At 69.9% G+C, this 18,452-nt stretch carries 15 protein-coding genes; 12 read left to right on the forward strand and 3 right to left on the reverse strand.

Features of this window, described 5'->3' with window-relative positions; translation table 11 throughout:
- The first annotated feature begins 2 nt into the window (after nt 1-2).
- The 7 genes from ACWGJM_RS20760 (at nt 3) to ACWGJM_RS20790 (ending at nt 12,363) form a co-directional block, all read left to right on the forward strand.
- Nucleotides 3-941, forward strand: a complete 939-nt coding sequence (locus ACWGJM_RS20760) for a TauD/TfdA family dioxygenase (protein ID WP_453413148.1) — start codon at nt 3-5, stop codon at nt 939-941.
- A gap of 5 nt (nt 942-946) precedes the next feature.
- Complete coding sequence (locus tag ACWGJM_RS20765) at nt 947-2,875, forward strand: condensation domain-containing protein (protein ID WP_453413149.1); 1,929 nt, start codon at nt 947-949, stop codon at nt 2,873-2,875.
- Complete coding sequence (locus ACWGJM_RS20770; RefSeq protein ID WP_453413150.1) at nt 2,868-8,840, forward strand: amino acid adenylation domain-containing protein; 5,973 nt, start codon at nt 2,868-2,870, stop codon at nt 8,838-8,840. Before ACWGJM_RS20765 ends, ACWGJM_RS20770 begins: the two co-directional genes overlap by 8 nt.
- Nucleotides 8,837-10,579 (forward strand): methyltransferase domain-containing protein, encoded by a 1,743-nt coding sequence (locus ACWGJM_RS20775; protein WP_453413151.1) that lies wholly within the window; start codon nt 8,837-8,839, stop codon nt 10,577-10,579. Before ACWGJM_RS20770 ends, ACWGJM_RS20775 begins: the two co-directional genes overlap by 4 nt.
- 363 nt (nt 10,580-10,942) lie before the next feature.
- On the forward strand, nt 10,943-11,383 hold the full coding sequence (locus ACWGJM_RS20780; protein ID WP_453413152.1) for an SDR family NAD(P)-dependent oxidoreductase: 441 nt from the start codon (nt 10,943-10,945) through the stop codon (nt 11,381-11,383).
- 363 nt (nt 11,384-11,746) lie between these two features.
- Nucleotides 11,747-11,995, forward strand: a complete 249-nt coding sequence (locus ACWGJM_RS20785) for a hypothetical protein (protein ID WP_453413153.1) — start codon at nt 11,747-11,749, stop codon at nt 11,993-11,995.
- Nucleotides 11,992-12,363 (forward strand): fic family toxin-antitoxin system, toxin component, encoded by a 372-nt coding sequence (locus tag ACWGJM_RS20790; protein WP_453413154.1) that lies wholly within the window; start codon nt 11,992-11,994, stop codon nt 12,361-12,363. The genes ACWGJM_RS20785 and ACWGJM_RS20790 overlap by 4 nt, the downstream gene beginning before the upstream one ends.
- A 15-nt stretch (nt 12,364-12,378) precedes the next feature.
- Here ACWGJM_RS20790 and ACWGJM_RS20795 read toward each other — a convergent pair whose 3' ends face one another.
- Nucleotides 12,379-12,537 (reverse strand): hypothetical protein, encoded by a 159-nt coding sequence (locus ACWGJM_RS20795; RefSeq protein ID WP_453413155.1) that lies wholly within the window; start codon nt 12,535-12,537, stop codon nt 12,379-12,381.
- 432 nt (nt 12,538-12,969) lie between these two features.
- On the opposite strand from ACWGJM_RS20795, the gene ACWGJM_RS20800 reads away from it, so the two are divergent.
- The 5 genes from ACWGJM_RS20800 to ACWGJM_RS20820 all read left to right on the forward strand — a co-directional run bounded on the left by ACWGJM_RS20800 (nt 12,970) and on the right by ACWGJM_RS20820 (nt 16,427).
- Nucleotides 12,970-13,227, forward strand: a complete 258-nt coding sequence (locus ACWGJM_RS20800) for a hypothetical protein (RefSeq protein ID WP_453413156.1) — start codon at nt 12,970-12,972, stop codon at nt 13,225-13,227.
- 419 nt (nt 13,228-13,646) lie between these two features.
- Complete coding sequence (locus ACWGJM_RS20805) at nt 13,647-14,216, forward strand: cysteine hydrolase family protein (RefSeq protein ID WP_453413157.1); 570 nt, start codon at nt 13,647-13,649, stop codon at nt 14,214-14,216.
- Between the two features lie 206 nt (nt 14,217-14,422).
- Nucleotides 14,423-14,575 (forward strand): hypothetical protein, encoded by a 153-nt coding sequence (locus tag ACWGJM_RS20810; protein WP_453413158.1) that lies wholly within the window; start codon nt 14,423-14,425, stop codon nt 14,573-14,575.
- A gap of 374 nt (nt 14,576-14,949) precedes the next feature.
- Complete coding sequence (locus ACWGJM_RS20815) at nt 14,950-15,987, forward strand: hypothetical protein (protein WP_453413159.1); 1,038 nt, start codon at nt 14,950-14,952, stop codon at nt 15,985-15,987.
- Nucleotides 15,988-16,235: 248 nt separating this feature from the next.
- The gene (locus ACWGJM_RS20820; RefSeq protein WP_453413160.1) at nt 16,236-16,427 is read left to right on the forward strand and encodes a hypothetical protein; all 192 of its coding nucleotides are present in this window, start codon (nt 16,236-16,238) and stop codon (nt 16,425-16,427) included.
- A gap of 114 nt (nt 16,428-16,541) precedes the next feature.
- Here ACWGJM_RS20820 and ACWGJM_RS20825 read toward each other — a convergent pair whose 3' ends face one another.
- Together ACWGJM_RS20825 and ACWGJM_RS20830 are read right to left on the reverse strand one after the other, a co-directional pair.
- Nucleotides 16,542-17,390 (reverse strand): SDR family oxidoreductase, encoded by an 849-nt coding sequence (locus ACWGJM_RS20825; RefSeq protein WP_453413161.1) that lies wholly within the window; start codon nt 17,388-17,390, stop codon nt 16,542-16,544.
- A gap of 70 nt (nt 17,391-17,460) precedes the next feature.
- Nucleotides 17,461-18,411 (reverse strand): MFS transporter, encoded by a 951-nt coding sequence (locus tag ACWGJM_RS20830; protein ID WP_453413162.1) that lies wholly within the window; start codon nt 18,409-18,411, stop codon nt 17,461-17,463.
- Nucleotides 18,412-18,452 lie beyond the last annotated feature (41 nt).

Below are 18,452 nucleotides of genomic sequence, written 5' to 3' on the forward strand. Positions count from 1 at the left end.
CCGTGGAGCTGCCACACGTCATCGAGGCTCACGACGGCGAGGAACTCGTCGACCGGATCAGCCGGGACCGGGCCGGGATACGGCAGCGGCTGCGCGGGAACGGCGCCGTGCTGCTGCGCGGCTTCGATGTCGGCGGAGTGGACGGGTTCGAGTCCGCCGTCCGGGAACTGTCCGGTGAGGCCCCGTTGCCCTACGAGGAACGGTCCTCGCCACGCAGCACGATCAAGGGCCGCGTGTACACCTCCACCGAGTACCCGCCGCACGAAGAGATCTTCTTCCACAACGAGAACTCCTACCGCACGTCCTGGCCGATGAGCCTGTACTTCTACTGCGTCGAACCACCGGGGAGCCGGGGGGCGACCCCGCTGTCGGACACGCGCCATGTGCTGCGCTCCCTCGATCCCGCCGTGCGCGAGGAGTTCGAGCGGCGCGGCTGGAAGGTGGTGCGCAACTTCGGCTCCGAGTTCGGGCTGAGCTGGCAGGAAGTCTTCGGCACCGACGACCGGGTGCGGGTGGAGCGGTTCTGCGCGGCCAACGGTGTCGCCGTCGAGTGGCGTGCGGACGGCAGGCTGCGGACGTCCTCGGTACGTGAGGCCGTACACCGGCACCCGGAGACGGGGGAGGACGTGTGGTTCAACCACGCTGCGGTCTTCCACCTCTCGACACTGTCGCCGGAGAACCGCGAGGGCATGCTCGAGCTCTTCGGCAAGGAGGATCTGCCCAACCAGAGCTACTTCGGTGACGGCGCGGACATCCCCGACGTCGTCGTGGCGCACATCCGCGACTGCTACCGGTCGGCGGCTACCCGCTTCGACTACGTCCGCGACGATGTCCTGGTCATCGACAACATGCTCACCGCGCACGGCCGGGAGCCCTTCACCCGGCCCCGTACGATCGCCGTCGCCATGGCCGAGGCGGTCGCGGCGACCGGGCGGAGGTGACCGGGATGACCGGCCGGACCGTGTCCGCCCTGGTGAGCGATGCGTCGTACGCCCAGACGCGGATGTACTTTCTCGACGAACTTGCCCAAAAGGCTGGGGTGTTCACGGTCGCCCGCGTCCTCGACCTGACCGGTGACGTCGACCCCGCGGCATGGGACGCGGCGGTACGTGGATGTGTGCTCCGCCACGAGAGCCTGCGTACCTGCTTCCGAGTCCTCGACGGACAGCTGCGACAGATCGTCACCGACCATGAGCCCGCGCTGCGCATTCTTGATCTACGCTCCCTGCTCGGGCGGGACACCCCGGTGGACGAGCGGGAGCTGGTCGCCGACCTGGCCGGGCGGGAGGCCGCGGAACCCTTTGATCTGCGGCGTGTTCCCCTGCTCCGGACCACGCTGGTCCGGCTCACCGAGCAGCGGGCCGTTCTGCTGGTGACGCTGCATCACATCGTCGCTGACGCCTGGTCGCTGGATCTCTTCCTGCGAGAGCTCTCCGCACTGTATCGGGCCCACGTCGCCGGAACCGCGGACGGGCTTCCCGAACTCCCCTTGCAGTACGCGGATTTCGCGGCCTGGCAACAGCGTGTCGGGACAACCGGCGGCCACGACCGGCTCCTCGCCCACTGGCGTGAACGTGTCCGCGACCTGCCGGAGCTTGTCCTGCCCACCGACCGCCCGCGTCCCGAGAAGCCCTCCTACCACGGCCGGGCGCACACCGTCCCGCTCGACGACGAGCTCGCGGACCGACTGCGTGCCCTGTGCCGAGAGGAGGAAGTGAGCCTGTTCATGGCGCTGCTGGCCGGCTTCTATGTCGTGCTGCACCGCTACAGCGGTCAGGCCGACCTCGCGGTGGGCTCCACCGTGTCCGGCCGGGCCCGTCCCGAGACCCAGAACGTGATCGGCTCCTTTGTGAACATGGTCGTGCTGCGGATCCTGGTGCGTGACGACCACACGCTGCGCGACGTGCTGCGCGCCACCGCGGAGACCTGCCACGACGCCTACGAACATCAGGAACTGCCCTTCGAGCGGCTGGTGGCGGCGCACGGTGGGGCCCGGCAAGCCAACCGGAATCCGCTGTTCCAGGTCGTGTTCCAGATGATCGTCGAGCCGGACGACGACCTGTCGGTGCCGGGGCTGCGCATCCGGATGCGCGAGTCGGCCACCGGCGTCACCACCTTCGACCTGGTGTGCACCGTCACGAACACGGCCGGCCGGTTGTCGGCGACCCTGGACTACGCGACCGAGCTGTGGGACCGGGACACCGTCGCCGCCCTGGGCCAGGCCTGGCAACGGGCGCTGCGGGAGCTGGCCGGCCGACCCGACCGCGCTGTGCGGGACATCCCGCTGGCCGAGGAACACCCGTACACCCCGGACGCGCTGCCGGATGAGCTGCGCCGGGCGACGGCCCTCGCGGACCTGCCCGCCGATGCCGTACTGACCGTCCGCGACCCCTACGGCCAGCCCGCCCCTCGGGGAGCGGTCGGCGAACTCTTCCGCCTCGACAGGCCGGACGGTCCCGCGAAGCCGGCCGGCGTCGCGGTGCGGTCAGCTGGAGACGGCCGTCTCATGGTCGCGCCCTTGCGGGACGCTTCCCTGCCCGCCGTCCCGGCGCCGGCCGCCCACTCCGCGCCTGTCGGCCCCATGGAACGTGAACTGGCCGGCTTGTGGGAGGAGCTCCTCGGTCGCACCGGAATCGGACGGTACGACAACTTCTTTCAGTGCGGCGGCCATTCGCTCCTGGCAACGGTCCTCATCACCCATGTCCAGGAGCGCTACGGCGCCCATGTGACCCTCGAGGCGTTCTTCGGTCAGCCCACCCTCGCAGGCCTTGCCGAGGAGATCGTCGCCGCATCGGGCACCACCCGGCCCGGCACTGGAGCGGATGAACTGACCGCGCTCATGGACGCCTTGGAGCGACAGGAGGACCATGCCTGAAGCCGACCTCGCCGAGCGGATCCAGAACCTCACCCCGAAGCAACGCGCGGAACTGCTTCGGCAGCTGCGCGAACGCCGTATCACTCCGCCGCTGAGCCTGTTCGCCGGGCCGGCCGAGGGCGACGCACCGGTGTCCTCCGCGCAGCGCCGCATCCTCTTCCTCGGCGCGCTTCAGCCGGAGAGTTCCGCCTACACCAGCGTCAACCCGTTCCGGCTCACCGGGCGGCTCGACCCGGCCGTGCTCCACCGCTGCCTGAACCAGATCACCGCCCGGCACGAGATCCTGCGCACCGTGTTCCCCGTGATCGACGGCGTCCCCGTGCAACGCGTCCGGGATGCCACGCATGTTCCGCTGGCCGTCGTCGACCTGCGTGGACTCCCGCCCGCACGCCGCGCCGCCGAGGCGGACCGCCTCATCGCGGCCGAGCGCGGCATCCCCTTCGACCTGTCGGACGCCCCGCCCACGCGGTTCCGGCTGCTACAGCTCTCCGCCGAGGAGTCGGTGCTGCTGGCCGTGTTCCACCACGTCGCCGTCGACGGATGGTCTCTCGCTGTCCTGGGCCGGGAACTGACCGTTCTGCACGAGGCGTTCTCGCTCGGCCTGCCCAGCCCGCTGACGCCCCTGCCGGTGCAGTACGGCGGATACGCCCGCTGGCAGGCGGCCTACGAGGACAGCGAGGAGGCCCGGCGTCAACTGGCCTACTGGGAATCGCACCTCAGCGGTGCCCCCGACCGGCTCGACCTGCCCACCGACCGGCCCCGGCCACCCGTGCAGAGCCACCGGGGCGCCACTCACCACTTCGTGGTCGACGCGGCACTCACCGAGGCATTGCGCAAGCTGGGCGTACGGCAGGGAGCCACGCTCCACATGACGCTACTCGCCGCGCTCGCCACCGTGTTGTACCGCTACAGCGGTCAGCGCGACATGCTCATCGGCGGGGCCGTCGCCAACCGACGGCACAGCGAACTCCACGACCTGGTGGGCTTCTTCGCCAACTCGGTGCTGTTCCGGGTGCGCCTCGACGACGATCCCAGCTTCACGGAACATCTGGCACGGGTACGCCGGACCTGCCTGGAGGCGCACGCCCACCAGGACGTCCCGGTGGACCTGATCGCCCAGCGCCTGTTCCCCGAGCGTGACCTCGCGCGCAACCCGCTGTACCAGGTGAATCTCACGTTGCACAACACACCGGCCGTGACCGGTGCCCCGTCCGGCCTGACAGTGACGCTGCTCGACACGGCGGCCGAGTCCTCCCGCTTCGACCTCGACTTCAACATCCTCGAGACCGACGAAGGGCTCGACTGCCTGGTCGACTACGCCACTGACCTCTTCGACGCCGCCACCGTCGGCAGGCTCTCCGACTCCCTCACCGTGCTGCTCTCCGCCGTTGCCGCCGACCCCGACCGGCGTCTCTCGGCCCTGCCGGTGCTGTCCGCGCGCGAACTGCGGCGGATCGTGAGCGAGTGGAACGACACCGGCACCGAGTCCTGCGCGACCCCCCTGCACGAACTGGTGGCGGCCCAGGCGACCCGCACGCCCGACGCCATCGCGGTGTGCGCCGCGGATCACACCTTGACGTACGCCGAACTCGACGGCGCGGCAAACCGGCTCGCCCACCATCTGCGGGACGCCGGGGCCCGACCCGGCACCGTGGTGGCCGTGCTGATGGATCACGCACCCGAGACCGTGACCACACTGCTCGCGATCCTCAAGACCGGCGGCGCCTATGTGCCGCTCGACCGCACCCATCCCCCGTCCCGGACGAACGCCATGATCGCCGACAGTCAGGCCGCCGTCCTGGTGGTGTCCGACGGCCTGCCGGCAGAGGTGGACCCGGCCGGCGCCCGAGTCGTCCGGCCGGCCGCTGAAGCCGACGCGATCGCACGACGGCCCTCGACCGCCCCGGATGTCCCGGTTTCGGCGGACGACCTCATCTACCTCATGTTCACATCGGGCTCCACGGGCCGCCCCAAGGCGGCCCTGCTCACCCACCGCAACGTCGTCAACTACCTGCAATGGGCCAAGGACCACTACTCCGCGGCTGCCGGAACGGGCGTACCCGTGCACTCGCCGCTCGCCTTCGACCTGACCGTGACGAGTGTCTTCGCGCCCTTGCTCGCCGGGCAGCGCGTGCTCCTGCCGGCACCGACCGCCGACGACACCCCCGACGCCGCTCTGCACGATCTGCTGGCGAACGCCGCTGACCTGAGCTTCGTCAAACTGACGCCCTCGCACCTGAGGCTCCTGGAGCAGTCCGCGGACGGCGGTCCGCTCATCCTGCCCGCCCGGACCGTCATCCTCGGCGGGGAGGACCTGCACGAGGACACCCTGTCCGCGCTGCGCGCGGGTACGACCGCGGTCCGGATCATCAACGAGTACGGACCCACCGAGACCGCTGTGGCCTGTACCGCCTTCGAGGCAAGGAGCAGTCCGCCGGCGGGGAGCGGGGGCCGGGTGCCGATCGGCCGGCCGATCGCCAATGTCCGCGTCCACGTCCTGGACGAGGCGCTGCGCCCGGTGCCGGTCGGCGTGCCGGGCGAGGCCTGTGTCGGCGGCGCCGGAGTGGGCCAGGGTTACTGGAGGCGGCCCGCGCTCACCGCCGAACGCTTCGTGCCCGACCCCTTCGGCACGATTCCGGGCGCCAGGCTGTACCGAACCGGAGACCTGGTCAGGCTGTTGCCCAGCGGCGAGCTGGAGTACCTGGGGCGGCGGGACGACCAGGTCAAGGTGCGCGGCCACCGGCTTGAACCCGCTGAAGTCGAGGCCGCGGTACGCAGCCATCCAGAGGTACGGCAATGCGCCGTCGAGATGGTGCGCCGGGCACCGGGCGACGAGCGGATCGTCGCCTTCGTCTGCCTGCGAGACGGCTCCAGCCGCGACCGGAACTGGGACGGAGACCGCGTCGAGGAGTGGCGCCGCCTGTACGAGACCACCTACGGTGATCTGCCGGGGGACCGCGACACCCCCTTCAACCTCGCGGGCTGGCTCAGCAGTTACACCGGTCGGCCCTTGGACGAGGCGGAGATGCGCAGCTGGCTGGACGACACGCTCCGCCGCATCAGCACCCTGCGGCCCCGTGACGTCCTGGAAATCGGCAGCGGCACCGGCATGATCCTGCTGAACCTGGCGGCCGGGTGCCGAAGCTACCGGGCCACCGATGTCTCGGCCGCCGCCGTGGCGTACGTACAGCGCACGGTGGCCGCCCTGGACCTCCCGCCCGGCCGGGTCGAGGTCCGCACGGCTCCCGCGCACCAGAGCATCACCCCGGAGGCGGGGGACCCGGCACCCGACACGGTGGTGCTCAACTCGGTGGCCCAGTACTTCCCCTCGGCCGACCACCTGCTGGATGTGGTCCGGCAGGCCGTCGACGCGGTGCCCGACGGCGGCCACGTCTTCCTCGGCGATCTGCGCAGCCTGCCCCTCCTCGACCTGTTCCACACGTCCGTCCAGGTACACCGGGCCCCGGCGAACATGCGCATCGCCGAACTGCGGTCCAGGATCCGCCGACGGCGGGCCCTCGACCCGGAACTGTGTGTCGACCCCCGGCTGTTCAGGGAACTCGCGGCTCGCTGGCCCCGGGTCGCGCAGGTCCGCGTCCTGCCCAAGCGCGGCCGCTACGACAACGAGCTCAGCCACTACCGGTACGACGCCGTCCTCACTGTCGGTCCCAAGGCACCCACGCCGCAGCGATCCGGCGTGGAGCTCGACTGGGCCACCACACCGCTCACGCCGGGCGAGCTCCGGCGACTTCTGGAGCAGGAGCACCCCGAGTGTCTCCGTCTCACCGGCGTGCCCAACGCCCGGCTGTGCGCGGCCCGATCTCTGCGCGACCTCATCGAGGATCGTGCTCCTACCTCCTCCGTGGGTGAACTCCGAGCCCGGGCCAGCGCCGTGCCCCGGCACGGCTGCGCACCGGAGGACTGGTGGGACCTGGCGGACCAGTGCGCCTACGAGGTGGAACTGAGCTGGCTGGAAGGGCGGTCCGACGGCGCGTACGACGTCGTCCTGGTGCGCCGCGGGGCGGGCGCCGATTCCGCTGTGTCCTCGACCGCCTTGATGGACCGCAGTGCCACGCCACCCGCTGAGCTGTTCGACGCACGGCGCTACACCAACGACCCTCACTGGCGTCGGGCCTGCGCGGTGACCATTCCGGACATCGACGCCCACGTACGGCGCTGGCTCCCCGAACCGGTACTGCCGGCCCATTACGTCCCGCTGCCCGAGCTCCCGCTCACCTCGAACGGGAAGACGGACCGCACCCAGCTGCGCCGCCTGGCCGCGGATCCCGAGGTCGTGGAGCGGGCCGCGTGGACAGCGGCCACACGGGAGCTCACCGGTACCGAGCAGGTGGTCGCCGACGTCTGGCGCGAGCTGCTCGACTGCGGCGACGTCACGCCCGACGACGACTTCTTCGGGCTGGGCGGGCACTCCCTCCTCACCCTCCAGGTCGTCTTCCGCCTGCGCAAGCGCCTGGGCGTCGCCCTGCCGGCTCGCGCCCCGTTCGACCACCGGACCCTTGCCGAGCTGGCCGACTGTATCGACGCGCTGCGGGAGCCCGAGGGCGACGCCGGGCCGCCGCCGCTGACCGCCACGCCCCGCGGTGGCGTGCTGCCGGCCTCGTGTGCTCAGGAACGTCTCTGGTTCATGGACCAGTTGAACCCGGATGATCCCCGGTACAACGTCCCGGTCTTCGACCGGATCCACGGCCCGCTCGACCCCACGGCGCTGTCCCGGGCGCTGGACGCGCTCGTCGCCCGGCACGAGGTGCTGCGGACCCTGATCACCGCGCCCATGGGCACGCCCCGGCAGGAGATCCGGCCGCCCGAGCCGGTGCCCTTCCCGCTGGTCGACCTCACCGCTCTGCCCGTGACCGCACGGGAAGCTGAACTGGCGCGGCTGGTGCGGGCGGAGTACCACCGCCCCTTCGACCTGGCCGAGGGGCCGGTCCTGCGCACCCACCTGGTGCGCCTCGCTCCGGAGGATCATGTCCTGTTGCTGTCACTGCATCACATCGTGCACGACGGCTGGTCGTTCGGACTGTTCAACTCCGATCTCGCCGCGTTCTACCAGGCTTTCGCCGAGGGACGCGAGCCCGAACCGGCCACGCAGCCGGTCCAGTACGCCGACTACGCCGTGTGGCAGCGGCGGCTGCTCGACGAGGGTCACCTGGACGCCCAGCTGGCCTACTGGAAACACAGGCTGGCCGGCGTCACGGATCTGCCCCTGTTGCCAACGGATCACCCACGGCCCGTCCGGCCCACCGGCCGGGGCCGGCTGCTCCCGGTCTCGATCCCGGCGGAAACCGTGGGCGAGATCCGGCAGCTGTGCCGAACGACCGGGGCCACCCCGTTCGCTGTGCTGCTCACCGCGCTCAGCGCGGCCCTGTCCGCCCACACGGGCGAGCAGGAGGTGACCGTCGGCACCGATGTCGCGGGCCGGACCGCCGCGGAGACGCAAGAGATGCTCGGCTTCTTCGTCAACCAACTGGTGCTACGCGTCGACCTCGCCGGCGGGCCGACCCGGCGGGAGCTCCTGTCGCGTGTCCACGGCACGGTACTCGAGGCGCTCAGCAACCAGGACGTGCCCTTCGAACGGGTCGTACAGGCGCTCAACCCGCCCCGTAGCCGTCGGCACAGCCCGCTCTTCCAGAGCAAGCTCGTACTGAACAACACACCGGGACGGCCCGGCCTCGAGATCCCGGGGCTGCGGATCACACCGGTCCCGGTCGACCTCGACACCACCAGGTCCGACCTGGCGCTGGTACTACAGGAGAGCCGGCAGGTGCGGGACGGAAACGGCCCGCCCGACGCGGACGGGGAGATCACCGGTTTCCTGGAGTACAGCACCGAGCTGTTCGAGGAATCCACCGTCACCAAACTGCTCGACGACTTCGACCATGCCCTCAATGCTCTGATCGACGACCCAGGGCTGGGCGCCTCGGAATCGAGGGCGGCCGCCCGATGAAGACGCTCTGGACCTATCTCCATGCGGCACCTGTCCATGGGCTGCGCCTCGACCCGGACGGCAATCATGTCGTCCTCGACGATCCTGATGGCATCCTCGTCCTCGACCTCACCGGCACGCCGGTTGCCGCCTCACACCTTCCCGCGGCCGCGGACCTCGCCCCGCCGGAGAGCGGGCGCCGCATCACCACCGATGGCGTCCGGCTGACGCTGGTGCTGGACGGCATCGCTCTGGACGAGGCCGAGTTGGACAGCCCGGTCACCGCGGTCGTCACCACACCGGACGGCTCGGTCGTCGTGGCCGGCACCGAGAGGGGCACGGTGTACGGGCTGCGGCCCTTGCTCACCGAGGACGAGGCCCTGGCGTTCCTCGACAAAGAACGGGATTTGCTGCAGACCCCGGACGCCGCCGCGGCGAGGTACGCCGCCGACCTGTACCTCGGCATGAGCTCCGCCCGCTTCGCCGTGCGACGGCTGCGGCAGCTCGAGGACCGGCAGGTCCTGACCCCGGACACCGTCACCGCGGCCGTCGCCCAGATCGCGCTCCAGCACGGCCGGACACTGCGTCATGATGTCCGGGCCGCGTTCGAGGCGGGCCGGGCGCTGGCCGCGGCAGGGGAGCATCGCGCGGCTGTCGGCCTGCTCCAGGCGGCGGCCGACGATACGCGATTGCGGTCCCGCGCGCTGCACATGGTCGGCGAGTCCTTTCACCGCCTGGGGGCGGACTCGGCCGCGGCCATTGCATACGAGCAGGCGGCACTGAGCGGCCCCGGCGAGGACGACAAACGCCTGCTGTACGACAGCGCCCGGGCTCTCCAGGAGCGGGGCCGGTACGCCGAAGCGGCCGGCCGCTTCGAGACGCTGCTCGCCTGGGACGCCACATACCGGGATGCCTGGAAGCGCCATGAGGACAGCCGGATTCGTGCCGGCTCGCCCGCCCCGGACGCGGTCCGACCGCACGGCTCCTCAGCGCTCGTCAGGGACCTGGAGACGCGCGGTCTGCTAGGGGACTCCAACTCCCGGATCGAGGCGTACGACGCGCTGTTCTACGTTCAGTTCGACCACACCGGCGTGCACGACAGCGCCAAGAAGCGGCTGGAACTGGTCCAGTTGCTGACCGCCATCGGAGAGGTCTCCGCCGTGGCCACCTCGCTCGACGTCGGCAGTGGCACAATGCGCTATCCCCAGGTGCTCAACCGGTTCGGAGTGCAGTCGTACGGGATCGACCTCAGTGACGCGGGGATCCGCGTATGCGTGGACGAGCGGTGGGCGGGCCGGTTCGCCGTCGCGGACGGCACGGCGATGCCCTTCCGCGATGGCTGCTTCGACCTCGTCACGTGCATGATGGGCACGGTCAACCACCTGTCCGCAGCCCAGCGCGAGCGCTTCCTCGCCGAGTCGTTCCGGACGCTGCGGCCCGGCGGGCTCCTGGCGGTGAGCGCGTGGGATCCCGCGTGCCGCTTCCAGACGTTCCTGTCCTTCTACTCCCCGGCGGAGATGGCCCAGCTGCGGGCGCAGTTGACCGAGCGGGAGTCGCTCCGCGCGGAGTGCATGGCGGCGGGTTTCAGCGATGTGCGCGCCACGCCGTTCTGCACGTTCCCGGATTGGCTGGTGACGGGGGCCGGTGCATCAGGAACGAACGCCGACCACTTGGCCTGGCTGGCGGACCTGGACCGGGACCGCACGGCACACGATCCGACGCTCTCCGGCCAGATGTTCCTGCTCAGCGCGCGGCGTTGACCGCGGATGTGATCGGGCCCGCTTGTGCTGTTCGAGCGAGTGCGCCTGGCTTCGGATGCCATGACCATGACGCCAGAACCGGTCGCCACCATCAACGCAGGCCAGTTCTCCCTCCTGCGGGACGGACGATGCTACGAACCCGGGCCGCCCGCAGCCTGCGCGGGGTCTCGGCGAACACCGGCCGTCCTCACCACCTGACGACCCGCCACGCGCCGCGCGAGGGCCCGTACGCCATCGGTGCGGCGCTGGAGGCGGCCAGGCCTGATGCTGCGGACGTGCCGCACGTGGGCGGTTGGGTCCTGTCGGCCGTGAGCGGGACCGAGTGGTAGATGTCCAGCTTGCGGGCGCTGTCAAAGTACTGGTGTGCTGCACGCCGCCAACGCCATCCCCACCGCGATGCCGCACTTCGAGCGGCGCGGGGGTGGCAGCGCGCTCATCGTGGCGTCGATCACGGGGTGGAAGCCGGGCCCCAGGTCGTCGTACGCCTCCGTGAAGGCGGCGGAGATCCATCTCGCCGCCACACTCGGCCGGGAACTGGGCCCGCACAACATCCAGGTGAACGCGGTGAGTTCGGGTTCGGTGATGTCCGAGGGTGGGGGTCGGGCCTGGTTCCGGGACAACAGACCGGAGCAGTACGAGGCTTTCGCCCGCGATGACTTCCCCCGTGGGCAGCTGGTCGAGTTGCGCGAAGTAGCGGACGTGGCGTGCTTCCTGCTGTCGGCCCGCGCCGGCGGGGTCAACGGCACCAACATCTGCGTGGACGGCGTCCAGGACCACCCGAGCGCGGGCCGGTTCTTTCCGTAGACGCTGCCGGTCACGGCTCCCGTAGTGCCCGGACTGGTCGGCCCGCCCCGAAGACGCCCCGACGCCCGCCCTGATCGCCGACCGCGGCCGCGACCACGACAGGTACCGGCGTCGGGTCTGGGCCCAAGGCATCAAGCCCGTCACCGCCCGCCGCGGCGCTGAGCAGGGCTCGGCCTCGCCACCTGTCTGATCACCCATCGCCACGCCACTGCGGCCGGGAGCGCGGTCGCGCGGCTGCTGACCTGCTTGCGGCCGTGGAGACTGGCTGAACGCCGGAGCGGCACGTCCCCGCACGTGCGTGCGGCGCAGGCTGCGCACCAACCCCCACCTGCTACCACCCTGCTACCATGGGGTGTGACTTCCATGAAGAAGCAGACGCAGGTCCGGCTGGAAGAGGACGTGCTGGAGGCCGGCAAGGCCGCCGCGCGTGCCCGCAGGCTGGACTTCAACAAGTACGTGGAGCGGCTCATCATCGAGGACACCACCGGTGCCCGCGCCGCCGGTATGGCTGCTGCCCAGCGGCTCATCGATGAGCACGGCGTTTTCCTCGACGACCTGGAGCAGCAGCTCGACGCCCCGTACGCCGATCCGCAGCCGGGCGCCGCCGCGTGATCCTGCACGTCGACGAATCCTGGATCCTCGAAGTGGCGGAACGGGCCGGGCACCGCGATCCGGCCGCCGACGACTACGGCGTACCCATCGCTGCCGTCGCCCGCCACCGCGGTGAACTCCTCGACACCCCCGTCTACGACGGCGCCTACGCCCGCGCCGCCGCCCTGCTGCACAACCTGGGCCGCTGCCGCTGGCTGGAGCGCTCCAACCTCACCGTCGCCTGTGCCGTCGCCGTCATGTATCTCGAGGCCAGCAACATCCCTGTCAGCCCCACCCGCGAACAGCTCACCGCGCTCGCCCACGAGCTGAACAACCCGCGCTGTACCGCCGAGCGGATCGCCTCCTTCCTGCGCACCTGGAAACCCTGAATCCGAACAAGGGAGTCAGGGGCGGCGGGCGATCAGGACGTCGAAGCGCGCGTGCTCGATCAGGCTGCCCGCGGCGGCGTGTTCGGTCAGCAGGGCGAGGGTCCGCTCTCCGAACAGGGGGACGGGACGCGAAGGACGCGAGTACAGGTAGACGATGACCGTCTGGGGGTCCAAGGCCGCTCGACCGGGATGGCGTGTTCGTCGACGGCGGCGAGCGGGGACTCGGCGAGGATCTTCCGGTAGGGGCGGTCGTGCGCTGGGTACGTCTTGTGCTTGCCCGCCCGGCGTTCGCTGCCGGTGTACTCCTGAGTCAGGGACCGCAGGGCGTCCGTCTGTGCCGAGCGAGCCGTCCAGAGGCTGCCGTCCCCCATGACAACGACAGCGGCGCCCTTGGCCGTGCAGCCCACCGGAAGCGACAGCACAGCCGGCTGATCCATCCAGTGGAACGCACGGCAGGCGGTGACCATGTCGGCCGGCCAGCCGGCGTGGGGCGGGACGAACTGCTCAGCCGTTTGTTGTGAGACGGATCGTCGTGTCTCTGCGTTCGCTGGGATCACCGCGCCTGCTCCGGGATATTCTCCTCATATACCGGGGAGGGAGCTGGCCGTGTACGCGAGTCCCGACGACGAAGCCACCGCGCACCTGCTCGTAGTGGCCGCCTTCCACAACGCTGCCGCCAAGGCCGACGAACACGATGACGCCACCGTTGGCCAGTTCGCCCGGGCCGTCCTCGACCGCTTCGACGAGTACGGCGAGCTGAAGGGCCGCCTCTACGACATCGTCCGCGGGTACGCGCAGAAGTACGCCTCCCTCGAGGAGCAGGCTGCGCTGGACCGGTGGATCGCGGAGAAGACCGGCCCCTGACGCGCCGGTGTCCGACGGACAGGCCTCACCGTGTAGTTGCTGGAGGACCTCGCTAACCGGACTCGAACGCCCGGTGCCCCTTCGAGTCAGGGTCGCCTTGCGCCGCCGTCTCCGATTTCAGCACCGGAAGCGTGATGCGCAACGGACTTTGCAAGCAACTCAGCTGGCACTACCTCCACGTCGTTGACGCCGAACGCCAGCTGCTGCGTGCGGGGCTGCGGCTGCGGCTGCGGCTGTGTCGTGGCCGGGGCCGGGGCCGGGGCCGCAGCAACGTACCGCCGCTAGTCCACGCCCGTGGAAAAGAGGCCCTGCCCTCATGCACCGACCGACCTGAGATCATCGGATCCAGAACCGTGTTCGAGCCTCGAGCTCGATGATCGGTACGAATATGGCTTCTCACTGATTGCAGAGGTGGAGCGATGGTGTCACAGGCGCTGCTGGTCATGGACGTTCAGCGCAGCGTGGTCCTGCGGCTCGAGGAGCGGACGGAGGGGTATCTCTCCAGGATCGGCACCGTGGTCGCGGCTGCCCGGGCGGCGCGCATCTCGGTGATTCACGTGGTTGTGCGGTTCCGGGACGGGCATCCGGAGATCAGCCCGGACAACAAGCCGTTTGCCCCGCTGCTCGGCACGGATGTGCTGACCGAGTCCAATCCAATGACCGCTATCCACCCGGCGGTCGCCCCGCTGCCGGACGAGCCGGTGGTCGCGAAGCACTTCTTCGGTGCGTTCTCCGGCACTGACCTGGACACCCTGCTGCGGGCCCGCGGTATCGACACACTCGTTCTGGCTGGGCTCGGTACCAGCGGCGTGGTCTTCGGCACGCTTCGGGAGGCGACCGAACGCCAGTACCGTCAGATCGTCCTCTCCGACGCCTGCGACGACCTTGATCCCGAGGTCCACCAGTTCCTTGTGGACCGTGTCTTTCCCCGTGAGGCAGACGTTCTGACCATCGACGACTGGACGAAGACGCTGCCCCAAGGATCCTGAAGCCAGAGCGGGTGCGGGCACAATGCTCGCACCCGCAAGGTGCTGCCCGGCGGCTCGTGCGGCGTGTGCTCCGGATGTTGCTTCGGTGATGTGGGACCAGCAAGAGTCACCAAAGCCTCGCTGGAACGGGTCGGCCTGGACGAGAGCGCCGCACAGCAGAACCTCCCGCGCGCCCGCCGCCGGCCGCGCAACGGCAAACGCACCGCGTGACCACCAGGCTGTGGGCCCTGCCGCTCACGCCACCGCCCGTTCACGACGAGACGATCGGCTCCTACCTGAACCGGTTCGCCGATGCCAACCACCTCACCATCGGAGCACCTCTCGTCCCTGATCGTCCCGTCATGACGGCACCGCCGTGACGACACGCGAGTGGGTTACTGGCCCCCCCCGCAAGGCTCTCGCGACTCGCCGCGCTGACCATCCGGAGCCCGTCCTCCCTGATCCACGCGATGCCTCCGCTCGGCGCATTCGGCGACCCAGCCCGGTGGCTGCCGCTGTCCGCCACCGAGGAGGTCATCGAGCCGCGGCGCCGCCCGGCCTGTCGCCTCTGCATGGCCCGCCGCCATATCCGCGGCCTCGTCATTCACAGCACCTCACACCATTCGCCTCGCCGCACCCGCGCCCCCCCCAACTGCCCACCGAAGCGGCACGGCGACCCCGCGTCGCATCCCACCAGCCACAGCACAGCTGGAACAATGAAGGTCTTGCACTCGCCATCAGGGGGCATTTGTCCGTGAAGGTCGGGCTGGCACGTTCCGCCGCGGTCCAGTGGGTCGCACAGCATGCCCAATCCGATGCCGGCTATAGGGGCGCGTACTTCAGCGGCTCGACCGTCGGACTGCCGGACGATGCCGAGCTACCACCCTCCTCCGACGTCGACATCTTCGTTGTCACCGCCGCCGACAGCCCGCCTGCCAAGCCAGGGAAACTTCGCTACCAGAGCGCCCTGCTGGAGGTCAGCTACCTGCCCTGGGCCGAGCTCGCCTCCGCCGACGAGGTCCTCGCGTCCTACGATCTGGCCGGCAGCTTCCGCACCGACACGATCATCGATGACCCCACCGGCCATCTGCACAGGCTGCACGCACATATCTCGCCCCGGTTCGCTGCCCTGCCATGGGTTCGCCGCCGATGCCAGGATGCCCGCCACCGGGTCGAAGCTCGCCTGGCGGCGATCGACACCTCAGCGCCGTTCCACGAGCAGGTGACCGCCTGGTTGTTCCCCACGGGCGTGACCTGCCACATGCTTCTCGCCGCCGCCCTGCGCAACCCCACCGTCCGTCTGCGCTACCCGGCCGCGCGCGAAGTCCTCGCCACCTTCGGCCACCTTGAGCTCTATCCGGCCCTCCTGGACCTCCTCGGCTGTTCACACCTGTCCGCGCATCGCGTCCAGCACCATCTGCGCGAACTCACCGCGACGTTCGACGCCACCGCCCAGGTGGCGAAGACCCCGTTCTTTTTCAGCAGCGACATCACCCCCACCGCACGGCCGATCGCCATCGATGGAAGCCAGACCCTCATCGATGCCGGCGACTACCGCGAGGCGGTCTTCTGGATCATCGCGACCTTCGCGCGCTGCCACACCATCCTGGCCAGTGACGCTCCCAAACTGCACGACTCCCTGACTCCGGCGTTCCAGGCAGCCGTCGCCGACCTCGGCATCAGCTCCAGCCGCGACCTCCTCCTCCGTGCCGAAGAAGTCACCCGGTTCCTGCCCCGGCTCTGGCAGACCACCGAGGACATCCTGAACAGCAACCCCAAGATCACCGAATAGCGAAGGAAGAACATCGCCTCGTCCAGGGTGGTGTCAGGACACCCTGCGGTCCCGCCACGAATCCCACCTCAACCTGTCACCGCGCAGGCCAACGCCCCTATCTCTGCCAGATCTGATGAGAAGGGGCAAGCGTCGCTGAAGCAGTCCTGGCCGTCCCAGCCGTCCTGTGCCTGGGACGTGCCGCCCATGGTCCTGCCGCTCCCGAAGAAAGGCCGGGTCGGCCTGGTGATCGGGATCGTGGGTGAGGGGTGGACGGCGACCACCGGGCCGACCTGACGGTGGCCGCGCCGGGCGACGACAAGATTCGCAGCTCCGCATGGCTGCTGCCCGGCACGGACGAGGGGCTGTCGACCGGCGGCGTCACCCGGCTGTACGGCGACAGTTTCGAGCGCACCGGGAAGCTGGACCTCTATATGGGAGGCGGCGGGATCGCCCGCTAGCACTCCAGCCGTAGATCGTGATCACGCTGGACCTGCGTCGGGCTGCGAGTGCGGTGCGGGGCCGGCGCGCCGGGAAGATCTCGGGCGCCTGCGCTGTGTAGCGTGCGGGTCGGCTCAGCTGAAGATGTGGATGTTCTCGTCTACCCAGGTGCGCAGGGTCAGCGGTGCTGTGCCGGTGATCTTCTCGACGGAGTCGGAGATCTTCCAGTCCCAGGCTGCGGATTGGCGCTTGAGCTCCAGCAGGGCCTCAAGGCGCGGGCCGCCCCAGCCGAGGCGGTCGAATTCTGCCTGGGTTTCGGCGGTGGTGCGCTCGACGACCTTGATCTCCTGGCCGAGGGCCTCGCCGACGATCTCGCCCTGCCGCTGCGGGCTGAGGGCTTCGCCGCCGGTCAGGGTGTAGGCCCGGCTCTCGTGGCCGGAGGCTGTGAGGACCTTGGCGGCCACGGAGGCGATGTCCCGCGGGTGGATCATGGCGGAGACCGGGTCGCCCTCGGTGACGTACATGGTCCGCTGCTTGCCGATGGTGTCGGCGTAGCCGTAGAGGTAGACCATGAAGGTGCCGGGGCGCAGGATGGTCCACTCCAGGCCGGACTCCTGGATGACCTGCTCGCCGGCGCGGTGGCCGGAGGTCAGCGGGTCGGTGGCGCCGTAGCCGACGCCGCTGGTGGAGAGCTTGACCAGGTGCTTGACGCCGGCCTCGCGGGCGGCGGCGACGAGGGTGCGCTCCTGGACGGGGCCCTCGGGCCCGTAGCCGGGCGGGCAGACGAAGACGCGGTCGACGCCGGCCAGGGCGGCGGGGAGCGTCTCGGGCTTGTCGAAGTCGCCGGCGACGACCTCGACGCCCTCGGGGAAGCTGACCTTCTCCGGCGAGCGGGTCATGGCCCGCACGGGCACGCCGTCGGCGGCGAGCTGTGCGACGAGTTCGCTGCCGACATTGCCGGTGGCGCCAGTAACCAGAATCATGCGTGTGTCTCCTTGGAGGATGTGCTGCACGGCGGACGCCGTGCGCGAAGGCCACTTGTCGAGTGGTGAGTCAGGAGTCGCTGCGGGCGACGGAGTCGGCCGGCTCGGCGGCGGATGTTTCCGGCTCGGTCGGCTTTTGTCCGCCGGCGAGCTTGATGTCCTTGAGGAAGAGCGAGGCCACGAGTCCGATGAGGACGATGGGGATGACGGTGTAGAAGATCACGCGGAGTGAGTTCGCGTAGACGCTGGCGAGTTCGAGCCGCAGCGGGGCGGACAGCTTGCTGAGGACCTCGGGTGAGAGGGAGCCGTCCTTGTCGATGTGGACACCCAACTTGCCGAGGCGGTCGTGGAGTCCGGTGCCAAGCCGGCTGCTCATGAGGGCGGCGAAGAAGGAGACTCCGAGCGCGGTGCCGAGCTGGCGCAGGAGGGTCGCGGTGCCCTGGATGGCACCGATGTCCTGCATGCTCGCGGTGTTGCGGGCGGCGAGGCTGAGGGCCTGAGAGTTGAGGCCACCGGCGATGCCGAACAGCAGCATGTAGACGACGGCGAGCAGGATGCCGGTCGAGGGCCCGGCGGTGGAGAAAAGCACCGCGGCGATGGCGAAGACGACCATGCTGAGCGCCGGGAACCAGCGGTAGGAGCCGGTGTGACCGATGACCTTGGCGCTGAGGTAGGAGGTCAGTACGACGGCGAGCATCATCGCGGTGAGGGCGAAGCCGGATTCCGTGACATCGAGGGTGAGTACGGTCTGCAACCACAGCACCAGGTAGTTGATGAGGCCGAGGCCGACGAATCCCGAGATGAAACCGAGGATGACGACGGTGGTGAAGGTCTGGTTGGTGAACAGTCGCAGCGGGATCACCGGGTCGACCGCGCGGCGCTGCGACAGGACGAAGAGCACGATGGCGATGACGGATCCGGCCGCGAGGCCGACGATGACCGGGGAGCTCCAGGCGTATGTGACGCCGGCCCAGCCGGTGAGGAGGTCGAGGCACGGCGATCGCCAGGACGAGAAGGACAACTCCCGCGTAGTCGATGTGGGCCTTCTGGCAGCGGGCGGGC

The organism is Streptomyces sp. NPDC054834 (genome assembly GCF_053611185.1).

Bases quoted from the DNA above. Each gene is read 5' to 3' on its own strand.
- ACWGJM_RS20765 (WP_453413149.1), top strand. From the start codon at position 947: ATGACCGGCCGGACCGTGTCCGCCCTGGTGAGCGATGCGTCGTACGCC.
- ACWGJM_RS20770 (WP_453413150.1), top strand. From the start codon at position 2,868: ATGCCTGAAGCCGACCTCGCCGAGCGGATCCAGAACCTCACCCCGAAG.
- ACWGJM_RS20775 (WP_453413151.1), top strand. From the start codon at position 8,837: ATGAAGACGCTCTGGACCTATCTCCATGCGGCACCTGTCCATGGGCTG.
- ACWGJM_RS20785 (WP_453413153.1), top strand. From the start codon at position 11,747: ATGAAGAAGCAGACGCAGGTCCGGCTGGAAGAGGACGTGCTGGAGGCC.
- ACWGJM_RS20805 (WP_453413157.1), top strand. From the start codon at position 13,647: ATGGTGTCACAGGCGCTGCTGGTCATGGACGTTCAGCGCAGCGTGGTC.
- ACWGJM_RS20825 (WP_453413161.1), bottom strand. From the start codon at position 17,390: ATGATTCTGGTTACTGGCGCCACCGGCAATGTCGGCAGCGAACTCGTC.